At 57.2% G+C, this 19,831-nt stretch carries 14 protein-coding genes and 1 pseudogene; 10 read left to right on the top strand and 5 right to left on the bottom strand.

Translation table 11 applies throughout. The features are described 5' to 3' along the window. Nucleotides 1-453 precede the first annotated feature (453 nt). From PQQ86_RS25030 to PQQ86_RS25000, 7 genes are all read left to right on the top strand, one after another. Nucleotides 454-1,503, top strand: coding sequence for a Fic family protein (locus PQQ86_RS25030; RefSeq protein WP_095423858.1), 1,050 nt, complete (start codon nucleotides 454-456; stop codon nucleotides 1,501-1,503). A 140-nt stretch (nucleotides 1,504-1,643) separates the two neighbouring features. Continuing rightward, complete coding sequence (locus PQQ86_RS25025) at nucleotides 1,644-2,123, top strand: hypothetical protein (protein ID WP_408273045.1); 480 nt, start codon at nucleotides 1,644-1,646, stop codon at nucleotides 2,121-2,123. 534 nt (nucleotides 2,124-2,657) lie between these two features. Next, nucleotides 2,658-3,599 (top strand): DNA-binding protein, encoded by a 942-nt coding sequence (locus PQQ86_RS25020; protein WP_408273043.1) that lies wholly within the window; start codon nucleotides 2,658-2,660, stop codon nucleotides 3,597-3,599. Further along, nucleotides 3,596-5,197, top strand: coding sequence for a tyrosine-type recombinase/integrase (locus PQQ86_RS25015; RefSeq protein WP_408273041.1), 1,602 nt, complete (start codon nucleotides 3,596-3,598; stop codon nucleotides 5,195-5,197). The genes PQQ86_RS25020 and PQQ86_RS25015 overlap by 4 nt, the downstream gene beginning before the upstream one ends. A 493-nt stretch (nucleotides 5,198-5,690) precedes the next feature. Continuing rightward, on the top strand, nucleotides 5,691-6,590 hold the full coding sequence (locus PQQ86_RS25010) for a PDDEXK family nuclease (RefSeq protein WP_408273038.1): 900 nt from the start codon (nucleotides 5,691-5,693) through the stop codon (nucleotides 6,588-6,590). After that, on the top strand, nucleotides 6,587-8,920 hold the full coding sequence (locus PQQ86_RS25005; protein WP_408273036.1) for a TnsB C-terminal domain-containing protein: 2,334 nt from the start codon (nucleotides 6,587-6,589) through the stop codon (nucleotides 8,918-8,920). The genes PQQ86_RS25010 and PQQ86_RS25005 overlap by 4 nt, the downstream gene beginning before the upstream one ends. Nucleotides 8,921-9,208: 288 nt before the next feature. Beyond that, nucleotides 9,209-10,690 carry an ATP-binding protein gene (locus PQQ86_RS25000; RefSeq protein ID WP_408273033.1) on the top strand — a complete coding sequence of 494 codons (1,482 nt, stop codon included), beginning with the start codon at nucleotides 9,209-9,211 and terminating at the stop codon, nucleotides 10,688-10,690. A 249-nt stretch (nucleotides 10,691-10,939) separates the two neighbouring features. Here PQQ86_RS25000 and PQQ86_RS24995 read toward each other — a convergent pair whose 3' ends face one another. Further along, entirely contained in the window at nucleotides 10,940-12,193 is a 1,254-nt protein-coding gene (locus PQQ86_RS24995) for a hypothetical protein (protein WP_408279459.1), read from the bottom strand. Between the two features lie 219 nt (nucleotides 12,194-12,412). Continuing rightward, a pseudogene (locus PQQ86_RS24990) lies at nucleotides 12,413-12,727 on the bottom strand (hypothetical protein); the annotation flags it as partial. A gap of 201 nt (nucleotides 12,728-12,928) precedes the next feature. Between PQQ86_RS24990 and PQQ86_RS24985 the strand changes: the two are divergent. Continuing rightward, on the top strand, nucleotides 12,929-14,134 hold the full coding sequence (locus PQQ86_RS24985) for a TniQ family protein (protein WP_408273030.1): 1,206 nt from the start codon (nucleotides 12,929-12,931) through the stop codon (nucleotides 14,132-14,134). A 166-nt stretch (nucleotides 14,135-14,300) separates the two neighbouring features. Next, nucleotides 14,301-15,170, top strand: a complete 870-nt coding sequence (locus PQQ86_RS24980) for a LysR family transcriptional regulator (RefSeq protein WP_408273027.1) — start codon at nucleotides 14,301-14,303, stop codon at nucleotides 15,168-15,170. 145 nt (nucleotides 15,171-15,315) lie between these two features. Here PQQ86_RS24980 and PQQ86_RS24975 read toward each other — a convergent pair whose 3' ends face one another. Together PQQ86_RS24975 and PQQ86_RS24970 are read right to left on the bottom strand one after the other, a co-directional pair. After that, nucleotides 15,316-16,470: an acyltransferase family protein gene (locus PQQ86_RS24975; RefSeq protein ID WP_408273024.1), complete on the bottom strand. Its 1,155-nt coding sequence runs from the start codon at nucleotides 16,468-16,470 to the stop codon at nucleotides 15,316-15,318. A 115-nt stretch (nucleotides 16,471-16,585) separates the two neighbouring features. Continuing rightward, on the bottom strand, nucleotides 16,586-17,461 hold the full coding sequence (locus tag PQQ86_RS24970; protein WP_408273022.1) for an aldo/keto reductase family oxidoreductase: 876 nt from the start codon (nucleotides 17,459-17,461) through the stop codon (nucleotides 16,586-16,588). 106 nt (nucleotides 17,462-17,567) lie between these two features. Between PQQ86_RS24970 and PQQ86_RS24965 the strand changes: the two genes are divergently transcribed. Further along, a complete protein-coding gene (locus PQQ86_RS24965; RefSeq protein ID WP_408273019.1) occupies nucleotides 17,568-18,461 on the top strand; it encodes a LysR family transcriptional regulator in 894 nt (297 codons plus the stop codon). A 142-nt stretch (nucleotides 18,462-18,603) separates the two neighbouring features. Here the strand turns inward: PQQ86_RS24965 and PQQ86_RS24960 are convergent, their stop codons facing one another. Further along, nucleotides 18,604-19,764 (bottom strand): porin, encoded by a 1,161-nt coding sequence (locus tag PQQ86_RS24960; protein ID WP_408273016.1) that lies wholly within the window; start codon nucleotides 19,762-19,764, stop codon nucleotides 18,604-18,606. Nucleotides 19,765-19,831 lie beyond the last annotated feature (67 nt).

Raw genomic sequence — 19,831 nt, 5'->3', positions numbered from 1 at the left:
CGACCGTGTAGCTATCGATGTTGACGAGGGTGTCGCGCTCGTCGAATGAGAATGGCGGACGTTGCGTCGGGCCGAAGTCGACGTGGGATAGCTGGACTAAACACAACGGAAAATATGGCGAAACTCTACGTGCACACGACTGCTAACCCCGTGATGAGACAAAATAAAGTTGTATAGCGCTACCGCTGATTCATAAGCGCTTTTCCGTCGAGCGGCGGACGCCGTGGGAGTGAGTTGTATAGTGGTTGCGTTGATTTTTAAGGGAAAACCGTCGAAAAACGGAGTGCGATTTGCGTGGCGGCTGTTCGAAGTTGCGGAGCACGAAGCGCGAGCCGACCGGTTTGACGCCCGCGGAGCCGCCGGTAGCTGAACGATGCTAAGCACCATTCTCACACCCATTTACGCCCGTTTTGCCCTGCCATAAATGGGTGTAAATGGGTGTATCATTGGTTCATGTTCAGAACCGAAACCCTTCAAATCACGCCGGAGGTCTTGGGCCTGGTTGCCCGGATCGACGAATTCAAAGGCGCTTGGCGTGCCTTGGGCACGCTTGCGCCAGACCGGTTGTCGTCCCTGCGACGGGTAGCGACCATCGAGAGCATCGGCTCATCAACCCGCATCGAAGGTAGCAAGCTATCTGACCGCGAAGTCGAACGATTGCTGTCGAACTTGGCCATCCAGAAGTTCGAAACGAGAGACGAACAGGAAGTGGCGGGATATGCCGAGCTCATGGACTTGATGTTCAGTTCATGGCACGAAATTCCGTTCAACGAGAATCACATCAAGCAACTTCATCAAGTCCTTCTCCAGCACAGCCAGAAGGACGAATGGCACCGGGGCAACTACAAGACGAGTTCCAACAGCGTTGCTGCTTTCGACGAAAACGGCAGGCAGATCGGCGTCGTTTTTGAAACGGCTACGCCCTTTAATACGCCCCGCCTGATGAGCGAACTCGTGTCGTGGGTTAGCGATGAGCGCGAAAAAGCGCAGCTGCACCCGTTGCTGATCGTTGCTATTTTTGTGGTCGTGTTTTTAGAAATCCATCCATTCCAGGATGGGAATGGGCGGCTTAGTCGCGTGCTGACGACCTTGCTGCTGCTTCAGGCCGGATACGCCTATGTGCCGTATAGCTCGCTGGAAAGCGTGATCGAGGCGAACAAGGAAGGCTACTATCTGGCCTTGCGCCAGACACAGGGGACAATTCGCAGCGATGAGCCGAACTGGCAGCCGTGGCTGATGTTCTTCCTTCGCTCGCTTGCCGAACAGGTGCGACGACTTGAGAAGAAAGTCGAACGCGAAAGAATCGTGCTGGCGTCTCTGCCCGAGTTGTCTTTACAAATCGTTGAGTTCGCCCGCGAGCATGGACGAATCACAATGGCCGAGGCTATGAGGCTCACCGGTAGCAGTCGCAACACCTTGAAGCAACACTTCCGTGATCTGGTCGAAAGAGGGCACCTGGAGTCGTACGGAAGTGGGCGCGGCGCGTGGTACGGCATGAAATGACGCGGCTCGTGGCGCTATACAACTTTATTTTTGCCACTATACAACTTTGTTTTTACTCAACACCCCGCGGTCCATCGGACTCTGCGCGAAAAGCTGCGAATCACCGACGACTTCTACATTAGCCAGCACGGAGCGCGTCCTTGAAAGCAGAAATCAGGACTGCGGTCCGTGAGTTTTTTAGCGCCGCTGAAAAACTCCGCAAACTGGGCGTCATCCGATCGGACCGATATTTAGGGGATCTCGGTGAGTACATCTGCCAGCACTTCTACAAGCTAGAGCTGGCGGAAAGTGGGCGCCAGCCGGGGCACGACGGTACCGACCCAGAGGGTTTGGTACAGGTTAAGTACCACGGTTCTTGTACTCGCACGAACGTTGATCTCGGTAATCCTTCCTCCTACGACCATATAGTCGTGGTGCTGGGGCCGAACAGCCGACTCCGGCAAAAGGGAGTCTCTGGGGACTTTTTGGTCTATCGAATGACCGCCCGGGCTGTCCAGAAGCACGCAAACTTGGAAAAGGGCACCTACTCCTGCGGTCGGGGTCCATTCGAACGCCCCCCGGACCAAGTGTTGAACTTGGAAGACCTCCCCGAGGCGCCCGAAGCCAAACATGCCGGCTAACAGCCCGTTCGACACGGACACGCAGCGGCAGCACGCCGCGCGGCATGCCGGTGGGCCTACGCCTCGCTGCGCACTACTACTCTGCGTGCCGATCGAATTCGTTGTTGAGTATCCGCTTTTTAATCCCTGGAATGGCTGCTATTGGCCGGTTCCTGAAGTACTTCGTCAGCAAGCAAGTCCTCACCCGTCCTGCTGTACCGGACATCAGTAGCCAATTCGAAACGATCAGTTATTCGACTCGAGTATTAGGTTTATCTTGCGGAAAACAATGCGTCGTCACAATCGTCATTCCGTCTTGGGTCAGTGCCCCGAAAGTCTGTGACCGACAGCGGATTTCGCGATTCCCCACCTTGCGGCGGTTTGCCGCGATAAGGGCAGTTATCGCGGCAAGCGGCGCCGTTCCCGGCCGGAAAACCGGTTTTCTGGCGTCAGGCGTGTGCGTAATCTAAAGTGGAATTTGCTGCCGCGTCGCGCCCACGTGCCCTGCCCGCCCCTCCGGGCCCGCACCCCTGGCCGGCGCACTGGAGATCCGTCATGCCGCGCCCCGCCGCCGTCACCCGTGACGACATCCGTTCTGCCGTGCTCGCGATGCTCGCCGAGGCCGGCGACCCCGACCCGCCCTCCGGCACGCGTTTCCGCAAGGTCGTGTCAGTGCGCAAACTGCGCGCACGCCTGGGCGCCGGCGACCCCACCACCCTGTCGCGCGTACTCAACGACATCGAGGCCGAGGTGGTCCGTGCCGGTCTGGCCGGCGTCGCCCTTCCCGGCCTGCCCGACCCGATTGCCGAGCAGATGCGAGCGCTCTGGCAGGCCGCCGTGACGGTGCAGCTCACCGAGGTCGTCGCACTGAAAAATGAGGCGACGCAGGCCAAGGAAGCGGCGGAGACAGCCCGACATGACGCCGATCTGCGAGTCGAACTGCTGAGGGTTGAACTCGCTGCGCTGCGTGACCATATCTCGCAACGCGATACTGATCTGGCCACCGCCCGGGCGGACCGGCGGGCGGCGTCGGAACAGATGAAAGCCATGGAAACGGCCTCTGTGGAATTGCGCACAACGCTGGCATCCGCCAATGCCGCCATCGAAAGTGCGCGCACCGACCACGCGGCAGCGGTTGCCGCTGTTCACGCCCGTTACGAAGGCCTCTCCAGGCAGCTACTCCTGGAGACTGAACATCAGCGCCACGCGCTGCAGGCCGAACGCGAACGGCTGACGGCGCAGATCGCCCAGGCGCAGGAACGGACAGCAGCGCTCGAGGGGCTGCGCGATCGCCTGCTGACAGAACTGGCCGCCGAGCGTGACGGACGCCTGCGGGCGGCCGCAGAGGCGGCAGCGCTCACCACGCTTGTCGCGGAACAGCGTGCGCTGCTGCGGATCCCGGACAGTCGCGCCGGCACCACCGGGCCATCCCGGCACAGGAAGGCAACCAGCGGGTCGCCGGCACCTAGCGCAAGCAACCGGCGGCGCTCCAAATGAACAGGTCAGCCGGTTTCGCCGGCTGGGTCGATACCGCCACGGCGCCCCCGCAGCGCCTGCCTGACGGTATCGACGCCGCACTTGCATACATGGCCGATGCCACCGGCCACCCGGTCTATACGCGCTGGACGCTCACGTTACTCAAGCGCGGTTGTCCGTCGCTCGCCGACGCAAAACGTGACCATCCTGTGGTGTTCGCGCTGCTGCTCGATCACGATGCGGCCATCGAGTACTGGGAGCGCGGACGGCTCAGGGTGGTCGCCCCTGATCGCGCACCGGCGCCCGCCACAGTGCTGCTGCGTCTGCTGAAGCAGCACCGGCGCTTCAGGTTTGCCCCGGACCAGCCGGCCACACAACCAGCGATGCCGGCGGTGAACGCAGACGCGCCCATGACCGCCATCGCCATACCGGAAACCGCCAGCCCGGCGGCCGCTCCCGCCGTCTGGCTGGCGGCGCTTGCGCCCGGAACGGACGCATCCGGCCGCGCCTGGCTGGCGCGCGCGGGCCGCTTTGCCAATGCGTCGCCCGTCACCAATACGCTGGGCGTGGCGGACGACGCCCAGGCCGTCGCCCTCTTCCTGCGCGAGCGCGCGAGCCGCTCGCCCCACACGTTGCGCGCCTATCTGGCGGAACTGAGGCGCCTGATCCTGTGGTGCGACCGCCATCAACTAGGACCGTTGTCCGACCTGACCCGGGATAACCTGCTCGCGTACCGGACGGCCCTCGAACGCACCCGCCGCACCACGCCTGCCGCGGGCACTAACGTGAGTACGACCAGGACCCCGCCGGCCGGTCTGCAGGCCACCACCCGTGCGCGGGCGCTCGCCGTTGTGTCGAGCCTGTTCCGCTACTGGCTGCGGACCGGCTACCTGATCGCCAATCCCGCCGCCGAGCTGTCCGGCGGCGCAGCCACCCGTGACAGCTGGACGCCGTCCAGGGTCATGCCGGCCAGCGTGCTGGCACTGTGCGACGCAGTGGTCAACGGCACCACGCCGGACACGATGTCGGCGCTGGTCTGGGCGCGTCGTGGCGCGATCTGGTCGCTGTACCGCTTCGCCGGTGTGCGTCTGGCGGAACTGGTGTGGTCTGAAGCGGAGAGCCTGCCCAGGCTCGAGGTTGATCCGCAGTCTCAATGGACACTCCACGTGCTGGGAAAAGGCAGCAAGCGCCGCTCGATTCCACTGCCGTCCGTCTGCATGCCGGCGCTGCGCGCCTACCGTCTTGCACGGGCCCTGCCGGAGCGGCCGTCACCATTTGAACGGGTGCCCCTCATTCACAGTGAGAAGCGCGACGCGCTGGGTCACAGCGGCCTGTACGACGAGGTCAAGGCCGTGCTTCTGGCCGCCGAAGCGCAGGTGTCATCCGGAGATCTGGCGACGCTCACGCTGCTGCGCGCAGCATCGACCCACTGGCTACGGCATGGCTACGCGCGCGCACTGGTGGTGGATCACGCGGTGCCTCTGCCGGTCGCGCAGACGCTGCTCGGTCACGCGTCGGTGCAGACGACAGCCGCCTATGCGAAGACCGATCTGGCGCAGACGCGTGCGTTTGTGGAGGGAAGTTTTCCAGGTCCTCAGCATTGTGTTCATATCCGATGAGCTCCTGTGTATGCCAGACGTTAATCGAGTAAGCGGCAAAAAAACTGGCAGACTGCACCACCTGACAGCTCCGGAGGTCTGTTGCAATGTGGGAAGAGCGCCCTGACCCGGCGGGAAAATGGCCCGTGCGCGACGGGACGAGGCACGGACATTTGTCGACGGGAGTTTTCGCCAGGAGCGGCGAGTATGCGCCCCTTGAGATACCCCCGTTGCCGCCGCGGTGGAAGCTGCCAGGCGCCCCGCCGGTTGAAATCTTCGACGTCGGTTGCTAGATTTTGATGAGATCGCCGCTCATTGTGTTCTGCGAGATCAGGTGTGCAGAATGCTTGACCAGATTGGCAGTCCGCGACCGCGTTACGCCCAGGCAGGTGCGACGCGGACGGCTCGCCCAATTCGTATGACATATACGACGGACAGGGCTTTCCTTCTCACGACTGCGGTCCTGCCTCTTTGGAGGAACCTTCCGGCCAGCTGCTCGCTGCGGGGGAAATTTATGAGATGGAATACATTTGACAGGTTGATCAGGCAGGGCAGCGGCCAAGGCCATCTTGATGCCTACATACCGTTCCGCCAGAACACCCGCCGCAATATTTCAATGTGCAATAACCAGGCTATTGCGACCATGCCCGGATATCGACGCTCATCACATTTTGAAAACCGTCATCAGCGCAGCGTGGGGCTGCTCGCGTTATGGGCCGGTGCGCGTGACGTTCGTGAAAAGTACCCGCTCTGGCCTTTTACCCACCCTCATCCGCTCTCCGACTGGCCGATGAATTTTGAAGACCGGCCTTGCTGTGTGGGGTCCGCAGAAGCGTTAGGCAGCCTCACCGGTTGCTCTTTCAAGGACCTGTTCGACTCAGCCGGCCTGTCTATCCCGCTCACTGACCTGATGCTTACGGTGGGCGATCCACATTGTCCTCGCTGCGTCATGGTTGCGTGCTTCCCGATCCAACGCACCTTGAAAGCACCGCCCCGCCGGGACAACTTGCCCAGCCTCGAAATTGGTCTCCAATACGCGGCGGCCAATGGCTTTGCTCACCGCATCATCGATACCGCAATGATCGGAAAAACGCTGCTCAGAAATCTGAAAGCATTTTCCTTCTCGGTAAACGTGGTGAGAGAAACCGAGAAAGAGCACGACGTCACCCCGCTTGTTGAGTCACTGAAAGAAGCACTCGAGAGGGGTGAATCCATTTCTGAAGCGGTAAAGGTTGTGTCCAGTCGACAACGCATTCCGGAATGCGTGGTCTGGCCAGTATTCGACTTCATGGCCTGGACACAGGTGATCGACATCGATCTGTCGGCGCAGGTTCGACACTCTGAACCCATTGTCCCGGGGGGGCACCAGCTCAGAAGCGCGGTCCAGGATCTCCTTTTTTCGGACCGAACATGAACGCGCTCCATCTTGACACCATATTGCGGCCCACCTCGGACGAAGCCGGCTTTGACGATACCATGCGGGTCCTCGTGCCACCGTCCGACGGATGGGTGTGGATGATCGCCGTGAATTTCGAAAAAGCGCGCCCCTACGCTTCGGGGCCAATTCGCTTCAGATCCGATATCGTTGACGAATGGCTCACAAGAGGTCTGATCGAGGTGTCCGAGTTTGTCATTCCGCCGCACTGGCTCATGTCGGACGAAGAACTCAATCAGAAATATTCGGGGGACGCCTCAACTGACTGCGCGATGGTACTCCGTCAAAAACGCGCCTGGAACGCGATCGAACCGTATGTGACTGAAAACTCAGTCGACATGGCCATACAGACACAAAATATTCACCATTGGATCACCCAACGACAGGCCGAACTCATCGACCTCGGAAACAAATATGGAGGCAAGTGTGTCAGGTGTTCGAAGACGTGGCTGTATGACTGTGTACACTGTTTCTGGGCAAGCGGATGCAACCAGTATGCGCTTCGGGGTAATCGCCTGCACTGCGGCGCACCCGACGGAGTCCATCAACAGCACACTATCAAACTGGGGCGACCTGATGCAGCCGTCCGGGGAACTGTTGGACCGCTGGAGCGCCTTCCTCTTTCGCAGCAGGACATTGCCAATCTGCAGGTAGGTTGGGAAAATTTCCGCTATGGAAGAACTGTTGGAGCGGCCTATCTGGAAACGATGGCAGTCTTCTATCGCGCTGGGATAGAGGTCAAAAATGGAATTCCCCAACCGATTCTGACGAGGGCCGAGAGCCGGCCCACGCTACGTCAGTTCGAATACTGGGGCAAGAAATTCGACAGCCAGCACTATCGCCGTCGCTGGGAAGAGTCTGCCGGCCGCCGGCCGATGCCTGGAATGGCTAATGAAGACGTTATACGGGTGGGCCAACGCGGATGGCTGGATTCCTCAAGCGGCGATGTGCACCTCGTGTCTGTTTTGAGCCGCGTCGTTCCCGTTGGCCCTGCAAACTGTTTCGAAGTGATGGACGCCAAATCAACGGCCATATGCGGGCTGCACTGCGATTTCGATCCTCCATCAGCCCGCCTGGCACTTCTGACTCTCGCCCACGCTGCGATGCCGAAAGGAGAGTGGTGTGCACGCTATGGATTTCCTGATGTAACCGACAAACAATTTCCCGCCGTCCCCTTTGCCGAAACGTTCACTGACAATGGCGAATTGCGCAATGCATTATCAGAGCGCATTTACGTGCGAGGCTGGCATGGCTCCATAGAATACGCCCCTGCCGGAAGGGGCGAGGCGAAAGGCCCGATCGAAGGGGATCATCACGTCCGCCATTCACAGGTAGATCACCAATGCCCGGGAACCACACATGGTCGCCAGACGCAATACGGCGAGCAGCCTCCCGCGGCACTAGCAGCGCTCAACTACTTTGAGTACGTCCGCCAACACATCAGGCGAGTCCTTTTCTACAACACACAAGAACCAGTTCCGCACCTTCTGACAGCGGAAATGCGCAACGATCTCGACGCCAATGCCTCACGAATGGATATTTTCAACTGGCTTGTCGATCACGGCTATAAGACAGAATTGCCCGTATCGGCAGACATGATACGTGCCCATATGCTTCCCTCGTACGATGCCACAATGACCGGGCGCGGTGTCTTTCTGCATCGGCGAGATACTGGTGAAAAAATTGAATTCATTCCAGGTTGTCGCTTTGTCAGCGACTACCTTATTGAGTCTGGCATGCTTGCTAAAGCCGCACGTGACCATAAGCGTGTGACGGTCACAATGGACGCACCTTGTATCAACGTCGCGTGGATCGCAACTAAAGATGGCCTTCAGCGCCTGGAGAACGTTGACCCTGACCAATTCACATTGAAGCGCGCAACGGTCCACGACCTGCAAGTAATCAGGAATTTTGACATGGTCGCATTGCTTCACGGAAGAACGCCGCGTGAGCAGGCAAAAGTCGAGTTTATCAATGCTCGCGACACTGAAAACGATGCTGCTGTCAATGCCAAAAAACAGGAGATCAGAAAAGGTGGTAATACGAAGAAAAAAAGCACAACTAACACATCTTCCCGTCAAAGTATCAATAAAAACCGGGCGGCAGAAAGGCGACTTCTATCTGAAAATGGGGACCCGCCGCACCCACCGACAACGGCCGACAATGCCGATCAATCAACCTCCGGCTCGTCGGGCCAACAACACATTCCGGCACGGAATCCAGGTCGGGCTACCAACCCGCAACCTCGAACGATTCGGCCGGTCGTCCTTGCATCCCTGAGAAAATTTATGAAGGAGATAAAAAAATGACCATGCACTACCTTTTTTCCGACGAAACGATTGCACTTCCCGCTACGCTTCGTGTCATATATGAGATAAAGGCTGCGATCCGAAGCGCTGACTTGAGAACAATAGATATAAGTCCGATGACAGGTGTGGGCAAAACGAAGGTGAGTATATCGCCCTGTTTTCTGCAAGGCACTGCGCGTAGCAAGGAGGCAGAGGACGACTGACGATGGACGTCTTCCCTCGTTTTCTGTGTGCTGCCCACCCCCTCTTGCTTCCCATTTCAAGAAGACCCGCCGAGGGAAAACAAAAATGACAAAGAGAGGTCTTTCCGCTCAGCAGGCGCTTGCCGCAGCTTTCGGTCGCAATCCTTTGCTTGAAGCGCTTGGGGCACCAATTTCGGTGGACGAATTTCCTCGAAGTCTCCATCGCAACCCACTTGACCTCATCAAATGGCAAGCGGTCCCCCGGCACCAACGTACAGATCTGGTGCCCCTTCTCGAACAATTCTTTGTGTCAACTCCAACTGCAATCGACATTGCTTGTGCGATTCAGCAAGTCATTCGATCCAGCTACATCGCGAGGAACCCAACGCTGATCCAGAATCAGAAAAAACTTTACCAAGTAGCCTCGTTCCAGGCTACGGAGTTCCGCAAGATCCCCTGGTTCTCCGCAAATGCCAAAGGGCTGGTTATCAGTGGGATAACAGGTATGGGAAAAACGACGCTTTATGAGCAAGTATTGGGACTTTATCCGAAAAGCAGGGTGCACGGGATCGACGAAGAGTCCGGATGGACAGAACTAAAACAAATTGTATATCTTGTGGTTCCCATGAGCGCCGGCAAATCCCGTATGGGCTTTCTCGAGAACATACTGGCGGCCATTGACGAGGCGATTGGCACGCGTTTCCACGCAACCTACGCAGGTAAATTCCGATCGGTTGAGCAAGCAATGGTTGTCGTCTCAATTATTCTCCACACTCACCGGTGCGGCGCGCTCGTCATCGAAGAAATACAGGACAGGAATTTCGCGCCGGGAGAGCAAAGAGGGCTTATGCTGCTGTTCTTTCTCAGGCTTCTCAACTTTGGGATCCCCGTCATTCTGGTGGGAAATCCACTCGGTTTCGTAGGCTTCGACCGATTCACACAAGATGTAAGGCGCCTCTACAAAGGTGGTAATTTTGAGTTATGGCCTGCAGATTCATGCGACGATATCGGATGGTACGAATGCTATGTGAGGCAAAAAGCGACATTCAATCTAACGGGCAGAGAACTCCCCGATACATCTCAAATTCGTCAGGCAATTTTTGAATGCACTGCCGCCGTTCCTGACTACTTCGATACCTTGTGGCAGGCCATGCAGATAGAGGCGCTTCATTCATCTCGCCGCGGGCCGTTCACCGAAAACGACATTAAAGCGGTGTACAACAGTTATGCGATGCAACACCTTCACCCGCTGATTGACGCTCTGGTCGCCAGAAACCATGCAGGTCTGACACAGTTCGAAGACATACCAGCGGATCTGTTTAGAAAGCATTGGGCTCGCCTGGATCCGAGCGACGAATCCCCACGCGAGGCGCAGACAGCGAAGGTTCCTTCCCCTGCCACTGCACGGGCTCCAGTTAAGCAAGCAAGGTTCCAGCGGAATGAAGCTAAATCTCGAACAGAGTCGGGAACGACTCCGACGTACATACCTGAAACAGCGGACGAGAAGGCGCTCCGAAAAAAGACCCTTGAAGCCCTGAAAAAGGAGTCAGATTTTTTGAGAGAAGCACTAAGTAATGCTAAGCCATGAAATGATCCGTCACTGCCTCTTCTGACCGTCTGCTCAAGTCTCTTCCGGATAAGCGAGGTCTCGGAACAATGGCGATAAAGTCTTCAATAATCAATTATGCAGCCAGACCTCAACTACTCCTTGAACAGGGCACTTCAGAAAGACGACATGATTGTCACCGTCTTTAGTGAAGCGATATTTCATCGGATCAGTTCAATCGCAGACATGGCAAATGCAGTCGTCTATGCAATGATTATGTTTATCCGAACTTTACTTACCTGAACTTCGCTTCGTCGGTACAGTTTTATCAAGCCACCCTTTGTCATGTGTAATCAACCACTGCATGGAAGTTTGATACCGTCGCCAGAGTTCGGAACGCGATCGCGCGACACCACGGTCCACTGCATCCTTGATCTGACCTCTCGCCACGCGCCGGGCGACCGGATAGGGTTTACCTGCGAGTACTCGTGGCATGGGACGGCCTGGCGCTATCTTTCCGAGCCATTCCTTGTCATGCGCAGCTGCCCACTTCATTGCTGTTTGACGTTGTCGCCATAGTTCAGTACGGGATCGTACAACGCCACGATCTACGGCATCCTTGATCTCATGTCTCATCTCGCGACGAACTACTGAATAGGGTTTATCTGCAACTTCCTCTTTGGCACGAACCGGCATTATCTTTCGAAGCCATTCTGTATCTTGCTTGCTCGCCCACAGAAGCTCGCGTTTATGTGTCGACCAGAGCTTCGTACGAGACCAGCCGGGATTGCCGTTGACTGCACGTCCAATTTTTTCTCTCATCATGTTCCGGACCTGAAAAAAGTCTTTATTCGCAAACTCCGACTGCTGCCGCGGTGCCACTCTGTCAAACCATTCTCTGTCGTTCTCGATCGCCCACTTCATAGCAGATCTGCACTTCGACCAAAGTTTCGAACGGGAGATTGTTCTTGCTCCGTTCATTACCCGCTTGATCTCCCGTCTCGCATTGCGCCGGGCCTCCGAATATGGGATTTCACGCTTCTTATTTCCCAGAAAACGCTCAAGCAAAGGAGAAAATTCAAATATTTTTGATCTATTTAAATGACACTGCTCTTTTATCTTACGCCATAGCCCCGGTTTTTCTGACTCATCGATAATCGCGTCCGGCACCCCAAAAAACCGCAAGGTTTCTAATAACTCCTTCGCCAGACAGCTTGGAATCTTGACCCCGTCTACAACTGAATTTCTGGCACTTTCATTAATCGTCCTGATCCGCACCGCTGTCGTCGTTCTTTCCCAGCGACGTCCCCTAGAGCTTCTGAACGCTTCCAAAAGAAGCAGATGTAGCATTGGGTCACAATCGCTATCGGCACTGGACAACGCACGGTTGATGGAATCAATACTAACCATGGCCCCACTTGTCTCACACAACTCTTTCAGACAGAAGACTTGCCAAGTATCTTTAAGGTATTCGGCGATATATGCGATCTTTTCCTCGTCGCATATTCCTTCTAATCCCATAAAATTTTTCTTGTAACATTCCAACCTCGACTCAGGACTAAGCAGTTCCCAACCCCCTCGAAATAGATCAGCGAGCATCGCCAGCACATTCCAATACGGCCGTACGCGTTCTGACTTGTCAATGGTGACTAGTCTTGCCCCACAAGCGTTACAAAACAGAGACGGAAGGGGGTGCACCCATGTCGTGGAGAAGAATGCGCCACAACTGCTACAGTGATCAAGAGTTGCTTCACGGTGATATGGACAATGATCGATACATGGTATTTGATGAAAAACGCGCCAATACGCCACGCCCAGTTTTCTAATATCCGCTGCGACGCAGCTTAGACAAAGATGCGGTGCCGGTCTGGCGAGGGGACGTGTGGATCTCGCTTTTAAGTAATGTCTTAAACGTGCGCCTTTCCCGGGGCTTGGCTCCATCGACCAAGCCTCACGTATCGTTTCCGGTAAGACGTATGCATAAAAAGGCCAGAGCGTAAAATTTTGCAAGATCGATCTTGGATCCTTAAACGGCTCGTTGCCTATCGCCAGCGCAAACTCGCGAACATTCGTACCCATATAGGTGCAGGGATTGGGAGGACTGATTCCCAGAAGGGCCTTCGCGGCTCGGGAGTAACTGCGGTATGTGTTGCTTAGGCCTGTCGCTACAATCACCGACCCCAATGTCGCTCCGGACGGGATAAAAGGGATGAAGCCGAACCTGCTGCCAGACAGCTTTTCGAGCATATAGTACTGTCCTACATTTAGAGGCGAGTGCCATTGGATGAATCCGCATGTCGGTGGCCTGGCCTTTGCGATGGCTATTGGAACCGGCTGCGATACATTCCAAAATTCTTGGAGATCGGCGCCGTGCCACCTCAAACCAAAAAGGAACACTGTTCGGTCGCCCTTCTTCCCAGTTGGCTTCCTAACGAAACGATTCATTCATTGGCATGTCGCTATCACCTCCTGGCGGCATATCAAGACCCGACTGTCACGGCACTCCAACTCTTCCGACACGTGGGAGCAGGGAACAATCCTCTATTCATGACCGGCATTGATCACCTTTCTGCAATTTCACAAGGAATGCTGGGAACCTGCAAATCTATGGTGCTCGACCATTCCTCTGTTCCCTTCTTCATTTCTTTCTTAAAACCTGCCCGTCGTGAACCCTTTCTGTCTGGATTCGGCCGACCTGGATGGAAATATTGGCAAACCATGCTCCGCGGCTTTTATTGGCCGACCTGGATAACTGCGAAGTTGCGCTATTGTCCGCTATGCCTGAAGCACGACAATGCAAATTTCGGCATCGGATACTGGCATACCGAACACATGCTACCAGTAGCACAAATCTGTTTATTGCATGACTGCCTGCTGGTTGCGCCGCCTTTGCTGCATCGCTGGTCTCTACCAACGGAAGGCGCTTCTTCCTCGAGCAGGCTTGACATAAACATTCCTGCGGCGAGCGCTAGATCTCTCTTAAAAAAAGCAGCGCAAATTTGCAATGTGATCGCGGCTATCGTGCCCGACTGCTCTAACGCTTCGGCCATATGCGACGTTTTCTCTTCTGCACTGGGAGGATTGCACGTCACAGGGGGGCCACTGAATTTGCAATTCCATGAACACGTGGCGCGATTGTTTCTCGCTTATTATGCCCCTATCTTGGACATGCGGGCATCTGTGGAGCTAAGTTTAAGTAGCGAAGACCTCCAGGTGGCCATCCATAGAGTATTCAGCGCAGGGCCATCCTACAGCCCACATATTTTCTGTCTGCTGGTCGCGTGGCTTTTTGAAAGCTGGGAATCGTTCTATTACCAGTATAAGCAGTGCGAACAAGATCATGCTGCCCGCCGAAGGAGAGGTTGTCCGCTACATTCGCTGTTTTCGGATGAACCACATGGCACCCTCGAAGAGCAGTCGGGTTCTGGACAAATCGCATTTGACAGAAGCCGCGACAGTGATAACAGAATAGGAAACCGCCGTTGAAAGCGATGAGCGTCGTCCACGAACCTGCAAGCGCACAAAGCCAGCGTATTGGAGCGAAATTGGTTGGACGCGACCACGAAGCCGCCACCGGAATGTTCACCAACATTTCATAGAAGATCTGGCCGCCCGCTTTCAAATCTTACAGTTTTTATTTTTCAATTTTTTTGTGGACGAACAACTCGATGTGCTGTTGTCGGAGCACAATGTGACCCGTGCAGCCGAACGCCTGCACTTCTCCCAGCCCTCGGTGAGCGTGCATCTCGCCAAGCTGCGGGATATCTTTGGCGACCCTCTGTTGCTGCCGGGTCCCCGAGGCATGCGCCCCACCGCGAGAGCCGAAGAATTGCGCGAACCTTTGCGCCAGGCGCTCGATGCACTTGAGCACGCGGTGTCGCCGGCCAGCCCGTTTAATCCAGCCGAAGCGAGTCACACGTGGCGGGTTGCCGCGACCGACTATGCCGAATCGACGATCCTGCTGCCCGTCCTGTTCAGGTTGCGTGCGGCGGCGCCCGGCACGCGGCTCGCGATCGTGGAAGCTGTTCCGCCCCGCATCGCGAAGCAGGCGGAACAGGGAGACATCGATCTGGCATTCCATACCAGCGAAGGCGCGCCGCCCGGATTGCGCGGGCGGCTACTTTTCAAGGAGCGGTATGTGCTGGCAGGCCGCGTGGATCACCCGCGCCTGAAGCGCCGGCCAACGCTTGCGCAGTTCTGCAAACTGGAGCACGTGATCGTGTCGCCGGATGGTGGCGGGTTTAGCGGCGTCACGGATGAGGCACTGGCTGAGGTGGGTCTCACGCGCAGGGTTGTGCTTTCGGTTCCGCACTTCCTGTTCGTGATGTCAGTCCTGGCGAGCACGGACCTCGTGGCGATGGTGCCGGCGCGATTGGTGCGCGGCAATGGCGCGCTTAGGGTCGTCGAGGCGCCGGTTGAAGTGCCGGGCTATGAAATGGCGATGCTCTGGCACGAGCGCTCTCATCGAGATCCGGCGCACCAATGGTTGCGGGAATGCATCGTGGACGCGGTGGCGACTTGAACGCCGGTGCATGTGCGGTGGCCTAGGTCGGCGCCAACGCAGTGAGCGGTTGAAAATCTCGAGGCCTGAATCGACCGCCCTTCAACCCGGTATCCACGATCGGCTTAGCCCGCGTCAGAAGCGTGGGCAGTTACAACGAAGCTTTTCAAATCACAGACTGTCCCGGTTCGCCATTGGGAACCCGCGTCGTCATGTCCGCAAAGCGTGCCTTGATACGCTTGCGCATAGGCTCTTCGTAGAATTTGAAGCAGAACAGGCTTACCAGCACGCTAAAGACAATCACAATCCATCCATTCGATCGTCCGAATCCGATCATCAATGACCAGAGTGCGATGGGCATATGCGTGAGATAAAGCGAATAGCTCGCCTCGCCTAACCGCACCAGGGGGCGCCAGTTCAAGATGCCCACGACAGGCCGCTCCAGTAGCGCGAGGCCAAGTATCAATGCCGCAAAAAACGGAGCGTCGAGCAAGAACGAAGGTGACACGGGCCTCCACGCGCTCAGTCCCACGAGACCCGTCAGAGCCAGGGCCACGAGCGCCTTCCCCCTGACATGCTGCGATCCAGCGCCTGTCTGAAGGCGTTGATAGAAAAGAGCCGAACAGATGCCCATGACAAACTCCGCGAGCCGCGTCACCGGCATCGCGTAGATCATGGCGCCGCTGCGTGAGACCGGCAGATAGGCATCCAGCAGCGCAATCCACATTCCGGTGGTGAGCCACAACGCAACGCCAAAAAATGCGAGCCGTGCGGGCTTCAACCCGGTCATCCTGCGCACCAGAAACGGGAACAGCAGATAAAAGAATGCCTCGCAGGAGACGCTGTCAGACGGTCCGTTCCAGGGTTGATTGATAGCCGAAAAAGGAAACCATGCATTGAGTAGAAGCAGCTGGCAAATCAGGCTAATGGCCAACGCCGGGTAGATTGCACCCTTGAGGGCATACCACTTCAGCATCAGCGAAGCGTCGCCAGCATGCACGAGGTAGATCATCACTGGAACGCACATCAGGAGGCCGAGCAGGATCACCGGATAGATCCGTGCGATACGTGCCTCGTAAAAAGTACGAACGCCTCCGCGGACAAGTTTGTCGTGATAGGTGAAGGTAAGGATAAAACCGGAAAGAACGAAGAACAGCGATACAGCGGAACGGCCGCCATCCAGGAAGTTAAAGACGGAGGCCGGCAACGGCAGAAGTTGATTTTCTGAGTAGTGCGAGATGACGACCGCCAATGCGGCAATGAACCGGATACTGGTCAACGCGGGCAACGCACCGCCAGACTGGTTCAGGCTCACCGCCATCAGCATCGCCTCCCGATTACGCGGTGCCCAATCTACCATCGCAATCCGGCGAAACCTGCATGCGATGCGGCCATTCCTGCTGTGATGGCGGAACGTTTGGGTAGTTTGGCGCGAATTACCTGTGCGATTCGCCAATTGCATCCAGTTCAGCGCGCACCTCGTCGGTCAATCTCAGGTGTGCTGCCTGCATGTTCTCCCGCAGATGCCCGAGCGACGAAGTACCCGGAATCAGCAGGATGTTGGGCGCGCGATGCAGGAGCCAGGCGAGCGCCACCTGCATCGGTGTCGCGTCGATCTTTTGCGCGATCGTGGAAAGCGCTGACGACTGGATCGGCGTGAATCCGCCAAGCGGGAAGAACGGTACGTATGCGATGCCCTTCGCTGCCAGTTCGTCGACCAGCGCATCGTCTTCCCGGTGAACCAGGTTGTAGTGATTCTGTACGCAGACAATCTCCGCGATTCCCTGTGCCTCGGCAACCTGGGCCGCGGTCGCGTTACTTAAACCGATATGGCGAACCAGCCCTCGCCGTTGAAGTTCGGCAAGCGCCACGACCTGCTTTTCGATCGAACCTTCGGCAGGGGCATGCACGTCGCCCATGATTCGCATATTGACGACGTCGAGTGCATCGACACCGAGATTGCGAAGGTTGTCGTGAACACCGCGCTCGATATCTTCCGGCTCGAGCGCCGGCAACCAGGAGCCATCGTCGCCACGGACCGCGCCAACCTTGGTGACGATCACGAGGTCATCCGGATAAGGATGCAGTGCTTCGCGAATCAGCTGGTTGGTGATGTGCGGTCCGTAGAAGTCGCTCGTATCGATGTGATTGACGCCCGACGCCAACGCTTCGCGCAGCACGGCGATCGCCGCGTCGCGATCTTTCGGCGGCCCGAATACGCCTGGGCCGGCCAATTGCATGGCGCCATAGCCCATCCGTTGCACGGGGTGGCCAGCCAGCGGGAATGTGACCACAGGGGTGAAGTTCGACATAGCGCGCTCCTTAAGGTGAGGGGTTGAGCAGCAGTATGACGAGGATTGCGTTGTTCGATAATCCGGCTTAAATTGCACGGGTTGTTAAACATTTTGAACAATGGCCATGGAATTCAACGATCTTGCCGCCTTCGTATCGGTCGCGCGCGCCGGCGGTTTTCGCGACGCCGCGCGCATCAGCGGCGTCTCCGCCTCCAGTCTAAGCATTGCTGTGCGCCGTCTCGAATCGAAGCTGGGTATGCGCCTGCTCAACCGAACCACACGCAGCGTGGCCCCGACCGAAGCTGGACTGCGTCTGATCGAAAAGCTGACGCCATTGTTCAGCGAGATGGAAGCCGCGCTGGATGTCCTGAACCGGTTCAGGGACAAGCCGAGCGGCACGCTCAAACTCAATGTGCCGTCGAGCGCCGCACGCATCGTGTTGCCGACCGTCATTCCCCAGTTCCTGAAGGTCTATCCCGACATACGCGTGGAGGTGGTGGTGGAGGATGGCTTCGTCGACGTGCTGTCGATCGGTTGCGATGCCGGCATTCGCTACGACGAGCGGCTCGAGCAGGACATGATCGCGATGCCAATCGGTCCGCGTGTGCAGCGCTTCGCTACCGCCGCGACGCCGGGCTATCTCGACACGCATGGCAGACCCGAGCATCCGCGCGATCTGCTGGCTCATGCGTGCTTGCGTGGCCAGTTTGCCGGCGGCGCTACGCCGACCTGGTATTTCGAGCGTGACGGCGAGGTGGTGCAGTTGAATCCGTCGGGACCGCTTCTCGTCAGACCCGGCGCGGCAATCGACCTTGCAGTCAGTACTGCTGTTGCAGGCGTGGGGGTGATTCACCTGTTCGAGGACATGCTGCGCCCGCATCTCGATAGCGGGGAACTGGAGCCGATCCTGGAGCCCTGGTGGCAGCGCTTTTCGGGGCCATTTCTGTACTATCCGGGCCGGCGTCACTTGCCGGCGCCGTTGCGCGCATTTGTCGATTTCCTGAAGGCAGGGGCTTAACGTGAGCCTTTTAACTGCGCCGTATACCGGTTCGACTGCTGAGATGCTGTGAAGACCGCCCTACTCGTGAAACTCTCAGTGTCGACGGATGCCCGCCAAAGTGCAGGCATCCGTCATAACGGGTCGCGTGAAGCGAGGCCGATCAGAATGCGTGACGCATCCCCACCGTGACAGCCACTTGCGTATTCGACGACGAAGGCGAGAGCGTGTTGATCATGGCATGCGAGAGCACGGAATCAGCCGGTGCGCCGTGCACGTTCTGATAGACGCCTTCAAGATAGAAGTCAGTGCGCTTGCTGATCGAATAATCGGCCTGAAGCATCCCCGTATTCCATCCCGGCGACGAGCCGTTATAAGCGCCATGCGTGTAGGTATACGCGCCCGATAAAGTCAACGCAGGCGTGAGCGCGTACTTGACGTTCGCTTCGTAGTTGTCGAGGCGCAGCGAGCCACTCAGGGTTCCGGCGGAAGCATCGTTCGCACCGAGGTAAGTGCCGGTTCCGAACGAGAAGACGCCCGACGCGTTGTCCATCTGCGTATGGCTCCAGACCAGGCCAACGGTAGCCGGTCCGAACGTGTAGTTGCCACCAAGCGACCAGATACGCTGGCGTTGCGCAAGGAAGTTCGCGCTGGTGTCGCCCGTGGTAACGGCGCCGCCTGCGCTGCCTGCGTTGTTCAATTGCAGGTATCCGGCAGCAAGATTGACGGGCCCTTGCGCATAAGACACACCGAAGCCGTATGAGCGGTTGTTCGCGAAGCTGCCGGCCTTATTGCTGAAGGCATACATCGTTTCGAATGTGACGCCGCTGAACGTCGGACTCGTATACTTGACCGTATTGTTGAAAACGACCGAATTGGCGGCAAGGTTGTCGTTTTCGAACGGATGCGCAGCCATGTTGCCGCCCCACGTGTTGAACTCCGCCGTGAGCGGTCCGACCAGATCGTTCATCACATCAAACTGGCGGCCGAACGTCACCGTGCCGTATGGATCGCTTTGCAAACCGACCCACGCCTGAGAGCCGAAACCATCGCCGGAGAAAGCCTGGGCGCCGTTATTCAAAAGGAATCCCTGCTCCAGCTTGAAGACTGCATGCAAGCCGCCACCGAGATCTTCCGACCCCTTGAGGCCGAAGACCGTGTTCTGCGTCGAGCTGCTCACTTCCTGCCAGTTGCTATGTCCGCCCTGATTGTTCGTGTAGATCAATCCTGCATCAATGAGACCATAGAGCGTCACGCTGCTTTGCGCATGCGCCGAAATAGCAAAGGCGCCGGAAAGCGCGACCACGAGTAAAGACTTTTTCATAACTGTTGGCTCCGTGATTGAGCAATGATGAACGTAGTTAATTGTGTGCGTTCGACTCCCACTGGCG

The sequence above is a fragment of the Paraburkholderia sediminicola genome (genome assembly GCF_046026675.1).
In the GTDB taxonomy this organism is placed as follows: domain Bacteria; phylum Pseudomonadota; class Gammaproteobacteria; order Burkholderiales; family Burkholderiaceae; genus Paraburkholderia; species Paraburkholderia sediminicola_F.
The sequence above is the reverse complement of the archived record's forward strand: the minus strand, read 5'-3'. Positions and strand labels throughout refer to the sequence as shown.

Bases quoted from the DNA above. Each gene is read 5' to 3' on its own strand.
- PQQ86_RS24965 (WP_408273019.1), top strand. From the start codon at position 17,568: ATGGAATTCAACGATCTTGCCGCCTTCGTATCGGTCGCGCGCGCCGGC.
- PQQ86_RS25030 (WP_095423858.1), top strand. From the start codon at position 454: ATGTTCAGAACCGAAACCCTTCAAATCACGCCGGAGGTCTTGGGCCTG.
- PQQ86_RS25020 (WP_408273043.1), top strand. From the start codon at position 2,658: ATGCCGCGCCCCGCCGCCGTCACCCGTGACGACATCCGTTCTGCCGTG.
- PQQ86_RS25015 (WP_408273041.1), top strand. From the start codon at position 3,596: ATGAACAGGTCAGCCGGTTTCGCCGGCTGGGTCGATACCGCCACGGCG.
- PQQ86_RS24960 (WP_408273016.1), bottom strand. From the start codon at position 19,764: ATGAAAAAGTCTTTACTCGTGGTCGCGCTTTCCGGCGCCTTTGCTATT.
- PQQ86_RS25005 (WP_408273036.1), top strand. From the start codon at position 6,587: ATGAACGCGCTCCATCTTGACACCATATTGCGGCCCACCTCGGACGAA.
- PQQ86_RS24975 (WP_408273024.1), bottom strand. From the start codon at position 16,470: ATGGCGGTGAGCCTGAACCAGTCTGGCGGTGCGTTGCCCGCGTTGACC.
- PQQ86_RS24970 (WP_408273022.1), bottom strand. From the start codon at position 17,461: ATGTCGAACTTCACCCCTGTGGTCACATTCCCGCTGGCTGGCCACCCC.
- PQQ86_RS25010 (WP_408273038.1), top strand. From the start codon at position 5,691: ATGAGATGGAATACATTTGACAGGTTGATCAGGCAGGGCAGCGGCCAA.
- PQQ86_RS25000 (WP_408273033.1), top strand. From the start codon at position 9,209: ATGACAAAGAGAGGTCTTTCCGCTCAGCAGGCGCTTGCCGCAGCTTTC.